Annotated in this window: 15 protein-coding genes and 1 pseudogene; 3 read left to right on the top strand and 13 right to left on the bottom strand. The window is 39.3% G+C overall.

The features are described 5' to 3' along the window. From J6O61_RS16190 to J6O61_RS16170, 5 genes are all read right to left on the bottom strand, one after another. Positions 1-122, bottom strand: a 122-nt coding sequence (locus tag J6O61_RS16190; protein ID WP_442861712.1) for a lactate/malate family dehydrogenase, incomplete at its 3' end; no start/stop codon positions are given. A gap of 85 nt (positions 123-207) precedes the next feature. After that, positions 208-972, bottom strand: a complete 765-nt coding sequence (locus J6O61_RS16185) for an ATP-binding protein (protein WP_292215281.1) — start codon at positions 970-972, stop codon at positions 208-210. 687 nt (positions 973-1659) lie between these two features. After that, entirely contained in the window at positions 1660-2805 is a 1146-nt protein-coding gene (locus J6O61_RS16180) for a Gfo/Idh/MocA family protein (protein WP_292215280.1), read from the bottom strand. Between the two features lie 797 nt (positions 2806-3602). Beyond that, positions 3603-5408 (bottom strand): DUF6591 domain-containing protein, encoded by a 1806-nt coding sequence (locus J6O61_RS16175; protein ID WP_292215278.1) that lies wholly within the window; start codon positions 5406-5408, stop codon positions 3603-3605. A gap of 30 nt (positions 5409-5438) precedes the next feature. Continuing rightward, positions 5439-6767: a zinc ribbon domain-containing protein gene (locus J6O61_RS16170; protein WP_292215276.1), complete on the bottom strand. Its 1329-nt coding sequence runs from the start codon at positions 6765-6767 to the stop codon at positions 5439-5441. 128 nt (positions 6768-6895) lie between these two features. On the opposite strand from J6O61_RS16170, the gene J6O61_RS16165 reads away from it, so the two are divergent. After that, positions 6896-7498, top strand: coding sequence for a hypothetical protein (locus tag J6O61_RS16165; protein WP_292215274.1), 603 nt, complete (start codon positions 6896-6898; stop codon positions 7496-7498). 74 nt (positions 7499-7572) lie between these two features. Here J6O61_RS16165 and J6O61_RS16160 read toward each other — a convergent pair whose 3' ends face one another. From J6O61_RS16160 to J6O61_RS16145, 4 genes are all read right to left on the bottom strand, one after another. Next, positions 7573-8994, bottom strand: coding sequence for a tetratricopeptide repeat protein (locus J6O61_RS16160; protein ID WP_292215272.1), 1422 nt, complete (start codon positions 8992-8994; stop codon positions 7573-7575). Positions 8995-9102: 108 nt separating this feature from the next. Then, the gene (locus J6O61_RS16155) at positions 9103-9282 is read right to left on the bottom strand and encodes a hypothetical protein (protein WP_292215270.1); all 180 of its coding nucleotides are present in this window, start codon (positions 9280-9282) and stop codon (positions 9103-9105) included. Between the two features lie 29 nt (positions 9283-9311). Continuing rightward, a complete protein-coding gene (locus tag J6O61_RS16150) occupies positions 9312-10439 on the bottom strand; it encodes a hypothetical protein (protein WP_292215268.1) in 1128 nt (375 codons plus the stop codon). 23 nt (positions 10440-10462) lie between these two features. Further along, positions 10463-10924: a hypothetical protein gene (locus J6O61_RS16145; protein WP_292215266.1), complete on the bottom strand. Its 462-nt coding sequence runs from the start codon at positions 10922-10924 to the stop codon at positions 10463-10465. 53 nt (positions 10925-10977) lie between these two features. Between J6O61_RS16145 and J6O61_RS16140 the strand changes: the two genes are divergently transcribed. Then, a complete protein-coding gene (locus J6O61_RS16140) occupies positions 10978-11688 on the top strand; it encodes a serine/threonine protein kinase (RefSeq protein WP_292215265.1) in 711 nt (236 codons plus the stop codon). A gap of 92 nt (positions 11689-11780) precedes the next feature. Continuing rightward, positions 11781-12884 carry a hypothetical protein gene (locus tag J6O61_RS16135; RefSeq protein WP_292215263.1) on the top strand — a complete coding sequence of 368 codons (1104 nt, stop codon included), beginning with the start codon at positions 11781-11783 and terminating at the stop codon, positions 12882-12884. Positions 12885-12951: 67 nt separating this feature from the next. Here the strand turns inward: J6O61_RS16135 and J6O61_RS16130 are convergent, their stop codons facing one another. The 4 genes and pseudogenes from J6O61_RS16130 to J6O61_RS16115 form a co-directional block, all read right to left on the bottom strand. Then, positions 12952-13212, bottom strand: a complete 261-nt coding sequence (locus J6O61_RS16130) for a hypothetical protein (protein ID WP_292215261.1) — start codon at positions 13210-13212, stop codon at positions 12952-12954. Between the two features lie 70 nt (positions 13213-13282). Then, entirely contained in the window at positions 13283-13726 is a 444-nt protein-coding gene (locus J6O61_RS16125) for an aconitase X swivel domain-containing protein (RefSeq protein ID WP_292215259.1), read from the bottom strand. 2 nt (positions 13727-13728) lie between these two features. Further along, on the bottom strand, positions 13729-14790 hold the full coding sequence (locus J6O61_RS16120) for an aconitase X (RefSeq protein WP_292215257.1): 1062 nt from the start codon (positions 14788-14790) through the stop codon (positions 13729-13731). Beyond that, a pseudogene (locus tag J6O61_RS16115) lies at positions 14748-14928 on the bottom strand (RNA-guided endonuclease InsQ/TnpB family protein); the annotation flags it as partial. The gene J6O61_RS16120 and the pseudogene J6O61_RS16115, both read right to left, overlap by 43 nt.

Below are 14928 nucleotides of genomic sequence, written 5' to 3'. Positions count from 1 at the left end.
TTGTTCACATCAATCAGCACCATTTCGGAAAAAAGCCCGCTCTCCATAAGAGCGAAAGCTGATGCTGAGCCGACAAATCCACAACCTACTACTGCTACTTTTCTTTCATTAAGTGCTGCCATAATGTGCCTCCTTTTATTTCTCTCTTTATTTAATTATAAGCTTTCTATTTTCAAACTCCCAGAAAATATCTGCTTATTGAGTAATTTACTCAATAACCTCACCTTTTCGTGAAATTGTCACAACCTGCCATGGAAGGAATTTTCCACTGTTTCTTATAGCATTCTCTGCAGCTCTTTGAAGCCCTCCGCAGCATGGTACTTCCATTCTCACTATTGTCACGCCTGCAATATCGTTATTTGCGATAATCTCAGTCAGTTTCTCAGTATAATCGCCTTCATCAAGCTTTGGACAACCGATCATTGTAACCTTGCCCTTCATAAATTCCTCATGCATGTTTGCATAAGCATATGCTGTGCAGTCTGCTGCAATAAGGAGCTTAGCACCATTATAAAAATCTGCCTGTGTTGGCAAAAGTTTTATCTGGCAAGGCCATTGCATCAGCCTTGACGGGTGTGAACTCATTCGTGATATCATATCCTGCCCGGGATCATTATCCACTATGGCACTTCCCCTTAACTGCATAAACCTGGAGCCCGGGCATCCATGTCCCTCTGCATGCTGCATTTCATTCATTTTGTTTTCACACTGATGCATATCTTTTACCAAATCTTTCTTCTCCTGCATTGCTTTTACTGCTGCTTCGTCGTAAGCAGGTGCTTCCCTTTCTTCAAAAGAGATTGCTCCCATAGGGCAGCCCGGCAGGCAATCGCCGAATCCATCACAGAAATTTTCTCTGACAAGTTTTGCTTTTCCACCTACAATATCAATAGCACCCTCATGACAGGCATTTGCACATATTCCACAACCATTGCACTTTTCTTCATCGATCTTTATTATCTTTCTTACCATCTCTAATCCTCTCTTTATTCCTTGTTTTGATGGTGTCAGTATAATATACTGGTTTTGATGAGTATGTTGTTTAAACCACATTTTTATGATTATTCAGACTAAAAAGAAATGATACATTCTTAAATTAAAAATTTAAGAATTATTCATCATTCTCATAATCCAGGTCCGGGGAGTTCTCTCCACCACCATTGGTACTGCGCTTGATCTCAGCATAGAACTCCTCGCCCTGATTAACTATTTCCATCACATCTTATATACTTCTAAAACCAGTATATACGTTTACATACTCGCATATAACTATCTGCAATAAGCTAAACGTACGTACGTTAAAATAAGGGTGCCACAGTAAACGATGAAAGCTTTCATCATCTACCGTGACACCCTTATTTTGATTTTTATGAGATTCTCCTAAGTTTAGATGAAGCAAAAGCCATCATTACCGGAATATCTCAATCTTGTGAGCTCGTCTTTCGTAAAGCTTACGCTACGTAAACTGCTCTATCCCTCATAAGAAATCGCTGGTTAAAAGTCCCCGGCGCTGATGAACTGTAAGCATCTTTGCTGTAACTTCTATAATTCCGCTCATAACTTTTTGCTATTCCTTGGTGAAGCCTTCGCCACCTCAAATGCATCAGTTATTTTTGATTTCTGATTATTTATACGAGCGAAAAAAATTTGTGGCAAAAATTATCTGATTTTTTTCTCAAGAGCACCTTCAAATCGCTGTTCAAAGTCAATCTCTTCTGCACTTCCTATCTGTGGAATATCCACCATCTTTTTCTCCCAAGATGACAAGTAAATAGCATTGGTCAATAGAAGGCTTTTTCTTCCTTCTCTGCCGTCGGCTATGCTTTTTCCTGATCCACTTATTTCATCTGAAAACCCCTGAATGACTCTTTCATATTGATGTTCTTCTTTTTCCGGCTCTATCTCAGTCCATGTTCCCTTTATCTTACGGAAAAAATCTGTGGATGTACTGCGGTAATCTGCTTCTTTGCCGCCCATTTCCTGTGCCAGTTCTCCAATTCTGATCTTGCCATTTTCACAGACCAGCAGGGCTACCTCAAGGGATATCTCAAGTCTGCTCATGCCCGGAGCATCTCCTGTAGAAGTGATGAATGTTCCTGTAGCACCATTTTTCCACTCCAGATATGCAGTTACATCATCTTCAACCTCAATGTCATGGAATCTTCCTTCGTGGCAAAAGCCTTGCACCCTTGCAGGATTACCGCATATCCACTGAAGAAGATCAAGATTGTGAGGACACTGATTTAAAAGAACTCCACCGCCATCTTTATCCCAGGTTGCGTGCCAAGAGCTGGATTTATAGTACTGTTCCGGGCGATACCAATCGGTAACTACCCAGTTAACCCTCTTGAGAGCCCCATATCTTCCGCCAGATACAATCGCTTTTAACTGCTTGTAAACAGGTAATGTTCTCTGATTAAAAACCATTGAAAAAACCTTGCCTGAATTGTCAGCCGCTTCTTCCATAAGCCTTGCCTGCCTGGAATAAACACCTGATGGTTTATCACAAAGAACATGAAGTCCATTTTTAAATGCTCTTACTGCAAACTTTTCATGGGCATAATGTGGGGTAGCAATAATGACCGCGTCAATCTTAATATGTCCCCGTTCCACAGCATCAAAGAGGGCATCTGCGCTTTCAAATACAGAAACCCCGCTGTCAATCGAGTTTTGAAGCAAACTTCGATATGGATCTCTTACCCTTGTTAATGCAGCCAATTCCATTCCGTCTATAAGCTTATCCTGCAGGATTGCTGCATATTTACTTCCCATATTTCCTACACCGATAACTGCGGTCTTTATCATCCTGCTTTCCTCCAGTTCAATTAACACTTTTTACAACCACCAAAAAAGCTCTGGCATATATTGCCATTTTCGCATTTAGCTATACAAATCATCTAATGTCAACAATGACACCTTCTCAGTATCAGCATTCTCAGCAACCCACTGAGAAAAGCCTGATTTTGCTGCTATATAATAGGACTCTTTATTAAAATATATTTTATTAAAAACAGTTTTAGCATAGCATCCTTAGATGTCAATGTAAAATTCTTGCAACGTCCACAGCTTATAAGATTTTTTTATAAAACTTGTTTGTACATTTTATACATACAAGTTTCTAGTATGTGCCCTTTTCTTTTATTGCCTCTTTGAGGCGGAAATTGTTGTCAAAAAAATTTTCATCTAACCCACTGATATCCAGCAAACTTGCAATACACCATTTAGGGTCTTGAGTATGAAATGTATAGTAAACAGCATTCATTTGTTTATATGCAAATAAATCCATGACAAATCTTGTTGAGACTTCTCTGGTATATGAAATATAGATCAAGTTTTGCAATACTTACGTGCATAACTTAAATTATATACGTAGATGATGATGAAGCCCTACTTGCCTACTTGAATCAGTACATAGCATCAAATGAAGATTTAATGAAGTAATGTATTAAAGTGCGCTCTCTCAAAATGACCCTCAGACTTTTCTGATCTGAGGGTTCTCTGTATTGAGTTTTCCGGATCTTATATGGGATGTTTCCGTATTTGAAATCCTGATTATTGAATTATTTTAAAGTAATACACGAACCACAATGGACAATTCTTAGTTATGATGATGCTTTTAAAAGCTTTTCAGTAATTCGAGAAGTTACTTCTATGTAATAGGCCTGATCAGCTGCTGATAAGGAATTAGCATCAATGCCTTCCATTTTTTCCATAGTTTCAGCATATTTATTTAACATATCAAAATAATCAGCGTACAAACTTACAACATTTCCGCTATTCTCTATTTGATTTAAAAAAGCAATATAGCTATCAAAAAATGCCTCATATTGATCCATCATTTCTTTAAAGTCAGGAGATACTTCTGCAGACCGAAACCTTTCAGATGTCTCTGATGTCAACCCTTTGCTAGGAATGCTTGCACTATCCAAGATGCTATAATACAGCTCTGGAAAGCTGAAGTTTGAAGCATTAGAATATGTATAAATAATATAGTTCGCATTTAAATCATTGGTATATGGATTAAAATATGTTGCATATATAAAGTTTGCATCTTGTCCTTTGTATAAACAACTACCCTGATTTATTGTTATATCCTGACCAAGATAACTTCTGTTTTCCTTAGTCTGTATCTTCATTGAATTAAAGATACCTTCCATCATTACCTTGTCAATTTCATCTTTATAGGTTGCCCATAATTCCAGATTGTCTACCGCGCTAAGGCTTGAATTTATCGCAAAAAACACCGCCATATCATCATTGCCCATAACGTTCTCAATATCTCCTATATAACTGATAAACGCAGTTCCACCATAGTTTTCGCAAACATTCTCAAACTCATCTGGAATAACATAATCGATGATACCTGCCTTAGGAGTATAATTGATTGGCCTTGCAAGAATAACCTGACTCTCTACAACGTCATCATATGTGGACTGATCAGGTACAAGCAGTGCTGCCTCTATATTATCAAGCAATTCTTCAGCTTTATCATCCGGCAACTCATTAGATGCACGCAGTACTATCGTCCCTACTTGCCTGTGTTTACCAGGATTAAATCCTTTGTTTCCTTCAAGCGCAGTCAAATACTGATTTCTTTGAAATGCATCGTCATCATTCCTATATGTTTCCAGACTTCCACCTGCGGATGTTCCTTCTCTTATTAACGGATCGCCCTTCAGCTCTGCATTGTTAAAATAATCTGCTGAAAAGTATATCTGGACAGTATATCCTCTTTCCGCAGACATTCCATTATTAGGATCATTATCTGCTGTGGAGGCAGCGATATTGATCACATTGGCGACACTCTGAAGCCTTTCGACCAAGAAATCTTTATTAGGATTTGTTATTTGACGTCTTATTGAGCAACTGTGTATAAGATCTGTTTTAGCAATACTAATTGAATCAATATGGGCCGAATAATCAACTACTTCCAAATTATTGAAAGCATCATTAACTGTATTTGTTTCTTCGAGTAGGTCCTTACTACGTTCTTCGATACTCTCTGTAGCATCAGCTATTTCCTTGAATGAGAATAGCGTATCCTTTTGAATAGGATCCTTCTTTGAATATAGCACCGGAAACTTAACACCTTGGATAGCATCAATTATTTCATCCTCCAGCGCAGATCGATATGATTCATCGTAAGCATTTCCACCTTTGTCTATGACATACTGAGAAGCACTAATCTCTTCCATTAATGCTTTAATATTATCTGTTGCTTCCTGAGCCTTATTATTGTAATCATCTATAGCAACATTATATGTGTCAATTGCCTTATTTAAGTCACTTACTGAGTTTACATATTTATTAAATAATATTCTGTTATAAATGATTATTCCCACTATCAAGGCAAATATCATGCCTACAATAATCAAAATAATTCGTTTCCCTGAAGCTTTATTATCCATAGGAAGATCCTCACATCGAATAATGATTTATTATTGCAATTCTGCTAACTTCTGGTAGATTCTTGCAGTCACTTCAAGATAATATGCAGAATCTGCCGGAGAAAGATTGCTGGTATCTATTTCGTTCATCTTAGTCATCATATCAGCATATTTGGTCATAAACTCCGAATAATCAGCAAGCATTGAAAACGCATTAGCTGAACTGCCTTCATCAGTATACTTCTTCATGAAATCAATGTATTCATTAAAGAATTCCTCATAGGAATCCATGGTTTCTTTGAAATCTGAGCTTACTCCGCTAGCGCTTTGATTATTGTTGGAACTCTTTTGAGAATTGCTTTTTGCCACGCTGTCATTATGCCTTGTCTCATCAATGTATTTTGCTGATGTAATAATTCCATCAAACTCTGATAAATACTTGTTTCCAGCCTCGGTAGATTCTCCCAAAATAATATAATAAAAATCACCCGTCATGATATCTATCGAGCCTACCATCAAAGTATTAACTGTATATCCCTCATAATCACATGTGCACCTGTACTCCTTGGCCTTTGTTCCTGCCAAATATAGGTCTTTAACATATTCTACGTTGTAACCATTGATACCACTGATTCCTGCCTTAATAGCTTCATCAAGGCCCTGATCTACATATGCATCAATTTCATCTTGGTAGTCTTCCAGTAAAAATGAATAAGACGATAATTGGGCCGCTGTAGCACCACCATCATTGTATGCATCGCCATAGCCAATATCCAGAAAAGCAAACTTTTTTCCTTTTCCTGCATTATAAACATCCATATCTGAAGTACTACTCTCACCAAGTTCATAATAATTGGGGATAGTAAACTCTAAGTCTCTGAAGGTAACCTTTTGATAAGTCACTTCTTTATCATCTTCTCTGTCGAAAACTGTCCATTGTACGCACCAAGCGATAAGCAATATTCCGGAAATCACGATAGCTACGATTGGTAGAGCCTTAGGCTTAGCTTTTTTGACCAAAAGAAATATAGCTAACGCTATTGCGCCTATTGCAATAACAATGGTAGCTACTGCAGATTTTACAATCCATGCCAGAGCAGAAAGAACAATTGCACCAATACCAAGCCAAACCCACGGAATAGCCTTGGGTTGAGCAACAGGTCCTTCATTTATCGTATTAGGGATTTCAGGAGATACAGTGGATTGCGGAGTATTTGTTACAGTAACGCTATCCTCTACAGTGGGTTCCCCACTATTTTCTTGAGACATGACGACAGATTCTGTGGGGGTCTCGTTACTCAACTGGACAGGAGTTCCACACTTTCCGCAAAATTTAACATCATCAGGTAACTGATTTCCACAATTTGTACAAAATCTCATATTGCACCTCCACTTTTCTATTTCCCAAATTAATAAATCTTTAATACATACTTTGATTAAGATTTATAAGTGTCTGCTATATTATTTACACGACGTTATCAAATTAGCTTATCCAAGGAGGGATTGTTATGCGTGAGTTTTTAGTCTCATTACTAATGATTTGTGTGTTGAGCATGTCTATTGGTATTACTGCCTTTGCTGCCGAATTTGATCCTAATTTCTATGCAACATCTAACCCCGATGTAGTAGCTGCCTTAGGAAATGATGCTCAAGTTTTATTCAACCATTACCAAAATAGCGGAAAAGCAGAAGGCCGTCTTGCATACGCCGGGGCTCAACCCGGAGAAGAAGTAACATTCGATCCCCAAGTGGCTGCTAAAGCTGCTGCAGAACAGCAACAGAATTTTATCGCAGCAATCGCAGCATCCACGTCAAAATCAGAAGTTTTCTTTAACAGTGACGGAATCCCTGTAAATATCACCTACTATGAAACTGCAAAAAAAATACAAACAGAGCGAGAGCAAAATTCTTATCAGTGGATAGGTACCGTTGCTTGGGGAATCGGCCGTGCAAATTATACAATTGATTTTGCATCTAAAAATGGCTACCCTTACACGACAGCCATGACAGAGTTTAGAGATCCAAACACCAAAAAGAAAGTCATGACCATTTCCAATACTGGGGATGTCTTTGATGCGAAAGGTAAACTCATCGCTCACTATGATTTATAATTCATAAAGCCAACAAGCTTGTGTAATATATGCATTTGCTTGTTGGCTTTTTTATGCCTCTAGACATCTCCTTATCAGTATTCAACTGATCGCTTCCCATACTTTACATCAGTAGTGTATATATACTTATTATAGATATAGCCATTATCTACATATTTGTAATTAACTGTAACGCCGTCTTTTGCTATTTTTACGGTTGTATTACTATCAACTGTAATTGTTCCATAATCATTCATGACTTCAGAAGCAGATATATTCTTTGCGTCCGCAGTCAAATACTCCTTCCACGCAGAATAGTTTGTAAAGATTGGTATTTGACCAGTTACAGTTACTTTCGCAGATCCATCTTCCCTCGGAACACATGTGACAGTAATATCTAATGCTACATTATCAAGCTCCTTGTACCACCAATGATCTCGATAACTATTGTCTTCCTTTGTTTGCATCTTTCCGCCCGTTGACGTCCATTTACCTGATACAGCCAACCATTTATCACATACAACCAATCTTTCTTTTAAAGCAGCTACACTGGCTTCCTTATACACGAAATCCTCTGGAAGCTTCTCTAAAGCATCTTTCGCTGTATTTATCTTCCCTTCATTTATGTAGCCACGTGCCATTAATAGTTCACAAGCAGTTATAAGATCCTTTGAATCTTTGTACTCAGTTACTTTTTGAAAATGACCTTTTGCGGAACTATATCTGGTATTATCCAGATCGATCTTCCCAGCCTCATATTCGCATTCCTTAAATTTTTCTTCTGAGTCAAGGACCTTATCAGCAGCTTTAAATAATTTGGCTGCATCTGCATATTTCTTCTCTTGATAATCGATTGAAGCTTTTGAATAGTCTAAGTATTGATTATTCTTTGAAATACTTGTCTTTTCAAATACTGATACAGCTAGCTCATACTCACCATTTTGTGTAAGTGCTTCGCCCATTTCTATGATCTTGTCATCTGCATCCATATACTTCTCAGATGCCGCAAATTCTTCCGCAGCAACTTCATATTCGGAAGCGTCTAATAACGCCACTCCCTTTTCGTAATGGCATTGCTGGATTAGCTGTGCAGTATCCTCATATCCTTTTGTTGCCTCTAATTCAGATATGGCAGTATCATATTCCCCCTGACTCATATACTCTTTGGCTTTTTCATAGTGTATGCAGACCTGTGCCTGACCAGCTTTTTGAGGAGAATCTTCATATGCTCCTGCAGCAGTATAAAGCTTTAGCGCTTTTTCATATTCGCCAGAAGCAAACGCTGCTTCGGCTTTTTTATATTTTGTAGACGGCTGTGCATTGTATTCGGAAATACCAATAACAACTCCAATCAAGCAGACAGCAATGGCTGCGCCAATGACTATCTTCTTATTTATCTTAGGAGCTTTCTTTTCTGGTTGGGCAATTACTTGCTCGACGTTTGCCAGTTTAGTTCCACACATAGGGCAAAAAAGATTTCCATCTTCAATTTCTTTACCACATTTTGGACAAATCATGCCAGTCTCCTCACCAGCTCATCATTGATGCAACTGCACATTAATTATAGTAAATTCCGTCAAAATATGCTCACTTTTACACATTCTTAATGGCATTTTAAGATTTATTCAGCTATTAGTGGTAACTGTTTCGCTCATCTTTTTATTTGCCATAATAAAACCAACACCACAGAGAATGGCTGTAACTGCTCCGACAATACAGGCTATCCCTATGTCTCCAAACATCATCATTCCCATTGCGATTCCAATGACACCCCATATTACTAAAAGAATTCCTATTATCATCATACCCTCGTACCTCACTTAGTCTTGTATTATCACCACTCGTTTCCTTGAATATATACCTCTACTCTACTGACATTTTTAGGATTATAGTCTGCTGATAAAAGATCCCCTTGAATCTCAAATGCTTTAGTTTGACCTGCATCAAAGGACTCAAGACCATAGCAGAATCCCATAACATTATCTTCGCTATCAAAAAATATTGCGCCTGGCTTAGCAAACGTATGCGAATCGGATGTATTATTTGCACCTCTACCGATAACCTTGATATCCATGAATGACCCGACGCTGAAGCTTTCATCGCTAACGTCAATTTCATAGAACTTCTCTGCCTCCATCGTCTTGCCATCCGGCTGGAAGGATATTCCATTAGACAGATCAACGTCTTCAATATCGTGATAGTAGGAATATATATACCCTATTTGACCTGGCTTTATAGCTTCCGGAATGCATGTCAGCATATCGTCTACAGATAGAAGATTCCCATCGTTATCAACATATTCAAAGCGCATATCTGAAAACCTTAAATTAATGCTACTGTTATTCTTGATAGCCATATATGCGCTCACGCGCTTGCCACCATAGGACTGGTCAAATACTTCTATCCCAGCGTCAACCGCTTCAATCTTATCAAGTTCAGCTTTCACATCAGTTGTAGCGCTGGTTTCTTTCTTTTCTGCCTTCTCACTTAAATCTGCACTTGTTTTTAATTCCTTATCTGAATCATCAGTTTGCGTAGTAGCCTCTTCCTTACTACCTGCAACATCTGTTGTATCTGAAGACTTAGCTCCTATTGTTATTGTATTGTCACCAATAACGGCATCGCCTATCTTCTCATATTTGATAAACCATGAGCCCATAGTACTTGTAATCTCTGTTGCCTTAACATCAACAATATCCCCCTCTTTAATATCAGGGTTTCTGGAAGATATAAAATTAAGATGCTCCCCTGCCCACACGTTGTAACCCATTGCTGAATCAGGGTGCAGTTCTGATGCGTAGAATCTTACTGTCTTACCTTCCAGGTTTTCCCCAGCGTTAAGAGCTGCCTCAAAGGATTCCGCATCACCATAATCCAATACTGTTGATGCGCTTCCGCAGCCGGTAAGCATTAACATTGCTATCATCAACATGCTTGCGATACTTCTCAATCTTTTGTTCATAAATTATCCCTCTCTTTAAAGTGTTAATCCTGTGTACCACTTGATCTTAGCGGTTTCATCTTGTTTGCCAGAAGCATTTCATTAATATCGATAATGCTTCCCGGATGCGTATTAAAAAAAGACATTAACAGCGCATCCCTTGGATCCCGAGCATACAGGGTGTCCATGTGGTAAATCTTAAGTGCCTGCTGAGTCTCTTTTAGTGTGAAATCTGCAGCATAGCATATCCTTAATATAATGTCCCTCTGCTTGGTGACCTTCTCCTCAGAAAGTAGCTTGTATCCATATCCCTGAGAAATATCAGCCTTAAGAAGTACGTCCTGTTTAAGGACTCCTTTCTCTTTGAACCTCTCGTTCATATATCTCATAAAATCTCTATTGCCATCCAGAAGATCCTCTTCATTGGAATCTACAAAATCGCCAATATTCTCAGGATGTGTATGCTCGAGTATCTCTTCCAGTTCTTTAGTATTCTTTTTATACATTGATATCCCCTTTGCTGTGCTATACTTTAATAAATAACAGGTGAGGTGCTAATATGTTTGACAGTTCATTACCGATTTCTTTTTATAAAGAGCTCGCTCCGCTCAGTGAAGAGCATCAAATATATATTGTCCAGCATATAGAGACTAAAAAGGTTTATTTAAAGAAGACCCTTAAAGTCTACAATCTACCTGTATATGAACAGCTGTTCAAGTACCACGTAAAAAACACTCCTCGCCTATATGCCCTTTATGAGCACGATGATCTTCTTACTATCATTGAAGAGTACATCTCAGGTGATACTCTCCAGGAAGTGATAGATCTATGCGGACCCGTTTCTGAAGCTGACGCTGTATCATACTCGATTAAGCTTTGCGCTATCCTCATAGAGCTTCATTCACAGACTCCTGTACTGATCCACCGTGATATCAAGCCATCCAATGTCATCCTTACAGAAGATGAAAGGATCATCCTCATCGATCTGAATGCCGCCCGTCAATGTCTTGGTGAAAAAGACCGCGACACAAGGCTCATTGGTACTGAAGGTTATGCTGCTCCGGAGCAGTTTGGTTTTGGCAACTCATCATGTCAGACTGACATATATGCTGTAGGTAATCTAATTAAAGCGCTTATTGGTCTTGATAAGAACCCGTCCATGAAGGTTTCGCCAAAACTGGTATCAATAATTAGCAAATGTCTTGAAATGAATCCAAAAGATCGGTACCAGTCAGCCTCACTATTAAAGACTGCTCTTGAGAAGCTCTAATGAATTCCCTCCTTATAGGTACATTATAGCAACAATAAAAAACTATACTCCCACCGCCACAGTGGGAATAATATAAAAAATTGGTGAACAATATGAAACTAGTCAACTGTCCTGTTTGTGGAGCCAGGTGCTCAGCAGATATTGAAAAATGCCCGGAATGCGGTTTTGAGATCAGACAATACTTTGAAAAAAGAACCACTTCCAATAATAAGAAAAAGATGCCAGTCCTGCTGATTGCCTGCGCATGTGTCACAATACTGGCAATCATCCTTATATTGGGCATAGCATCCCGCAACAAGAAAGAACTGGAAAAACACGCAGAAAATGCGGAGTCACTTGAAGAGATATTTCCAGAAGCCGTAAAAACACAGGACGATACAGCCACATCAGTCGCGCCTACAGCAGATATAGACGTAAGTGGTGTGTATAGCGGTGACGACCATGAAATCCTCGTGCTTAATTCAGATGGGCTTGCTTATTACTACTGCACCGAAATCTCATTTACAGAGCTTGAATGTCCCTGGTCTATCAAGGACGACTTAGTCTATATTGAACTCTCCCGGCTGCATTGCATAGTTACAGCAAAGATTGATGAAAAAGAACTTCTCTTTAAGTCAGACAGCACCAATTGGAACACTGAGCTGTTTACTCGCCTTGACGTAGAGCCTGAACAGTATCTTACTAAAGCACTCTCAACCTATGATCCAAATGCCACGCTAAACAAAGATGGAACAATTACTTATCAGCTTGACGGGATCAGCTATACACTTCCAAAATCATTTATAGATTTTAATGATGAAGCAGATAACCAGGATGACTGGTCAGCCTTCGTTGATGAAGATGCCCAGGCTGACTATGTTTCTTCTGTTCTGTTTTACAGAGCATTAGGGTCACTGCCAAAAGAATCTGAAGTTAAGAACAACGCCAAAGATTTTGCATCAAGATTCCTTAATGAAGCTTCCATTACTTCCTATACCGCAACAACAGTAGCCGGGTACCCCGGTTACCTCTGCGAAGTGACCGGGTATCTTAATAAAGGCTTTGCCGCATTGCAAAACTATGAAGTATCTGGATATATTGCTGTTTTTAATAACGAGAATACTCACAAGAACAATTACGTTATGTTAGTACAGAACGCTAACAGATCTATCGACAATTCAGACGTTTTTGGCAATATATTAAAATCTGCTCAATGACGATGATTGTTCACATAAGACGAAGGGGCCTCGCCCAGATTAGTGCGACAGCCCCTTAATTATAAATTCAAAGTATTATTACTGGCTCGCTCATTATCCCCATTGAAATTACATTGTAGGTACTTGTAAATGAGTCTCCACAACTTCTAAATGAATCCGGTCCAAGCCAGACCATATCATCGCCAATGAGATGAAGCTGTCCAAACCCATTATATCGATTTCCAAGAAGAATCAGCTTTACTCTGCAAGCCTCTTTGCCATGTATTGATGTATTTTGTGGAGCAAAAGCAACTATCTGGGCCTTTTCTTTTGGAACACAAAAAATCACAGAAAAAAGCCGCAGCCCAAAGGATTTTCCTCCCCTAGCAACGGCTCTTTACCTTACTTTATGATCAGCTTCAGTCATCTACTTCAACAATGCCGCCATCCTTTACATTAACAGTCATGCCGTTCTTCACATATGACAGGAATTCTTCTCCAAGGCTATCAATGGTTGGCATTTTAGCCTCTGTCCAGATATCTGCTAAAAGAACTCCCGCAGCGCCAATAGAATCAATTGGGTTTGCAAAAAGCATGCAGGCGGGCTGCCTTCCGTAATCAGCAGCTGTAAATAAGATCATGCCACCAGTGGTTGAACCGATGGTCTGGGGAAGACAGAGCGCTACTCCTGCCATAGGTTTTTTGTATATGTCAGGATTGTTCTGATCTGAACAAGTTGCCTTTTTGTCTCCTGTAAGAAAACTCGTCTGATAACTTGCAAGTGTATTAAAACCGCCATGAGAAACAAGCGCTGTTGCACTGCATTGTCCCGGTATCACTACTCTACCCTTAAACTCTTTCATGATTACATCCTCCCCTTCCCAGTGATCATTTGTAAGATCTTTTTGTCTTCATAGAATCTGCATGAGGTGTAAGTCCTCAGTTTATTGGAATTGGTGATTATTGGAACGGAGTGAACAAGCGGATTATCACAATATATCAAAGGACAAATATAACTAAGTGTCAGATGGATTTCCTCTGCCATGCTCTCTTCTTTGCTTCCCCTGATTGCGTCCAATACTCCGGGTGCAGCAGTAAGTACGGTGGGAATCATTGTAGTCTTTTTCCCACTTTCTTTAACTCCCTCATATATGTCGTGAATCCAGCCTTTAAGCTCAGATTTTGAAAGATGAGGACAGCCAATGAAACACATTTTAGGCTTTGCATCTTTGTTCTTCCAAATGATCGGATAACTATCTATTACTCTTTGGATTTCTGCATCGTCTATTACATAAGTCCTGGCGTTATCTGCTATAAGACTCTCTCCCAGCTCAACGGCTTCCGGAGTAAGCTCGTCGATATGATAAAGACCTACTGCGCCATTGGACGCTGTAGCAGCCCCGAAGTTTTTCAAATAATCGCAAACGCTTGGAGAAAGTTCTTTTCCCAGAAAATCTGATAACCCGTAGACATATGGCACATCTTCCATGACTTTCATGCCTATGGCAGAACCCAGAACCTGCGCGGGCGGAAGCTTAGTTGTCTTAACTTCCACCTTCCAGGTGGCCTTTCTGCCTTCGTCTGTAAGAAGCCCAAACTTTGGAACACATCCAAGAATTGATCCAAAAAGTTCTATGATTCCTGAATTTCTGTTGCATCTTGCTCCCAAAACAGAATTGGCATATACAACTGCCGAGGACTCAGCCCAGCTAAGAATATCGCCTTTCTTTGGCCTGTTGCCCTGCTCATCAAAGTAGCAGGCACACGAAAAACTGTCCTTACTTTTAAGTCCAAGTTTAGACAGCTGCTTTTCATATCTCTTTTGCTCGGAATACATGAATTTATGAACTGCCCTCACCGACTCCACGTCGGAAAGGGTTTCTGTTATGCCGCAAAGCGGCATGAACCTGTAGGATGCTCTATGCATCCTGCAGAACAGGGCATGTCCACTATGCCCCTATCCCATTGGCTTACCTTTGGGAATACTTTCCTCAAGATATTTGCAGCTCCATTTATGTCTGCATTTGTTATTGTACCATCGTAGTGCCTGTAAAGTCCTCTCTGT

Origin of the sequence: Butyrivibrio sp., from assembly GCF_017635265.1 — a bacterium.
In the GTDB taxonomy this organism is placed as follows: domain Bacteria; phylum Bacillota; class Clostridia; order Lachnospirales; family Lachnospiraceae; genus Butyrivibrio.
The sequence above is the reverse complement of the archived record's forward strand: the minus strand, read 5'-3'. Positions and strand labels throughout refer to the sequence as shown.

What these genes read in the sequence shown, in the direction of transcription:
- J6O61_RS16185 (WP_292215281.1), bottom strand. Translation starts at nt 972, where the DNA reads ATGGTAAGAAAGATAATAAAGATCGATGAAGAAAAGTGCAATGGTTGT.
- J6O61_RS16180 (WP_292215280.1), bottom strand. Translation starts at nt 2,805, where the DNA reads ATGATAAAGACCGCAGTTATCGGTGTAGGAAATATGGGAAGTAAATAT.
- J6O61_RS16175 (WP_292215278.1), bottom strand. Translation starts at nt 5,408, where the DNA reads ATGGATAATAAAGCTTCAGGGAAACGAATTATTTTGATTATTGTAGGC.
- J6O61_RS16170 (WP_292215276.1), bottom strand. Translation starts at nt 6,767, where the DNA reads ATGAGATTTTGTACAAATTGTGGAAATCAGTTACCTGATGATGTTAAA.
- J6O61_RS16165 (WP_292215274.1), top strand. Translation starts at nt 6,896, where the DNA reads ATGCGTGAGTTTTTAGTCTCATTACTAATGATTTGTGTGTTGAGCATG.
- J6O61_RS16160 (WP_292215272.1), bottom strand. Translation starts at nt 8,994, where the DNA reads ATGATTTGTCCAAAATGTGGTAAAGAAATTGAAGATGGAAATCTTTTT.
- J6O61_RS16155 (WP_292215270.1), bottom strand. Translation starts at nt 9,282, where the DNA reads ATGATGATAATAGGAATTCTTTTAGTAATATGGGGTGTCATTGGAATC.
- J6O61_RS16150 (WP_292215268.1), bottom strand. Translation starts at nt 10,439, where the DNA reads ATGAACAAAAGATTGAGAAGTATCGCAAGCATGTTGATGATAGCAATG.
- J6O61_RS16145 (WP_292215266.1), bottom strand. Translation starts at nt 10,924, where the DNA reads ATGTATAAAAAGAATACTAAAGAACTGGAAGAGATACTCGAGCATACA.
- J6O61_RS16140 (WP_292215265.1), top strand. Translation starts at nt 10,978, where the DNA reads ATGTTTGACAGTTCATTACCGATTTCTTTTTATAAAGAGCTCGCTCCG.
- J6O61_RS16135 (WP_292215263.1), top strand. Translation starts at nt 11,781, where the DNA reads ATGAAACTAGTCAACTGTCCTGTTTGTGGAGCCAGGTGCTCAGCAGAT.
- J6O61_RS16125 (WP_292215259.1), bottom strand. Translation starts at nt 13,726, where the DNA reads ATGAAAGAGTTTAAGGGTAGAGTAGTGATACCGGGACAATGCAGTGCA.
- J6O61_RS16120 (WP_292215257.1), bottom strand. Translation starts at nt 14,790, where the DNA reads ATGCATAGAGCATCCTACAGGTTCATGCCGCTTTGCGGCATAACAGAA.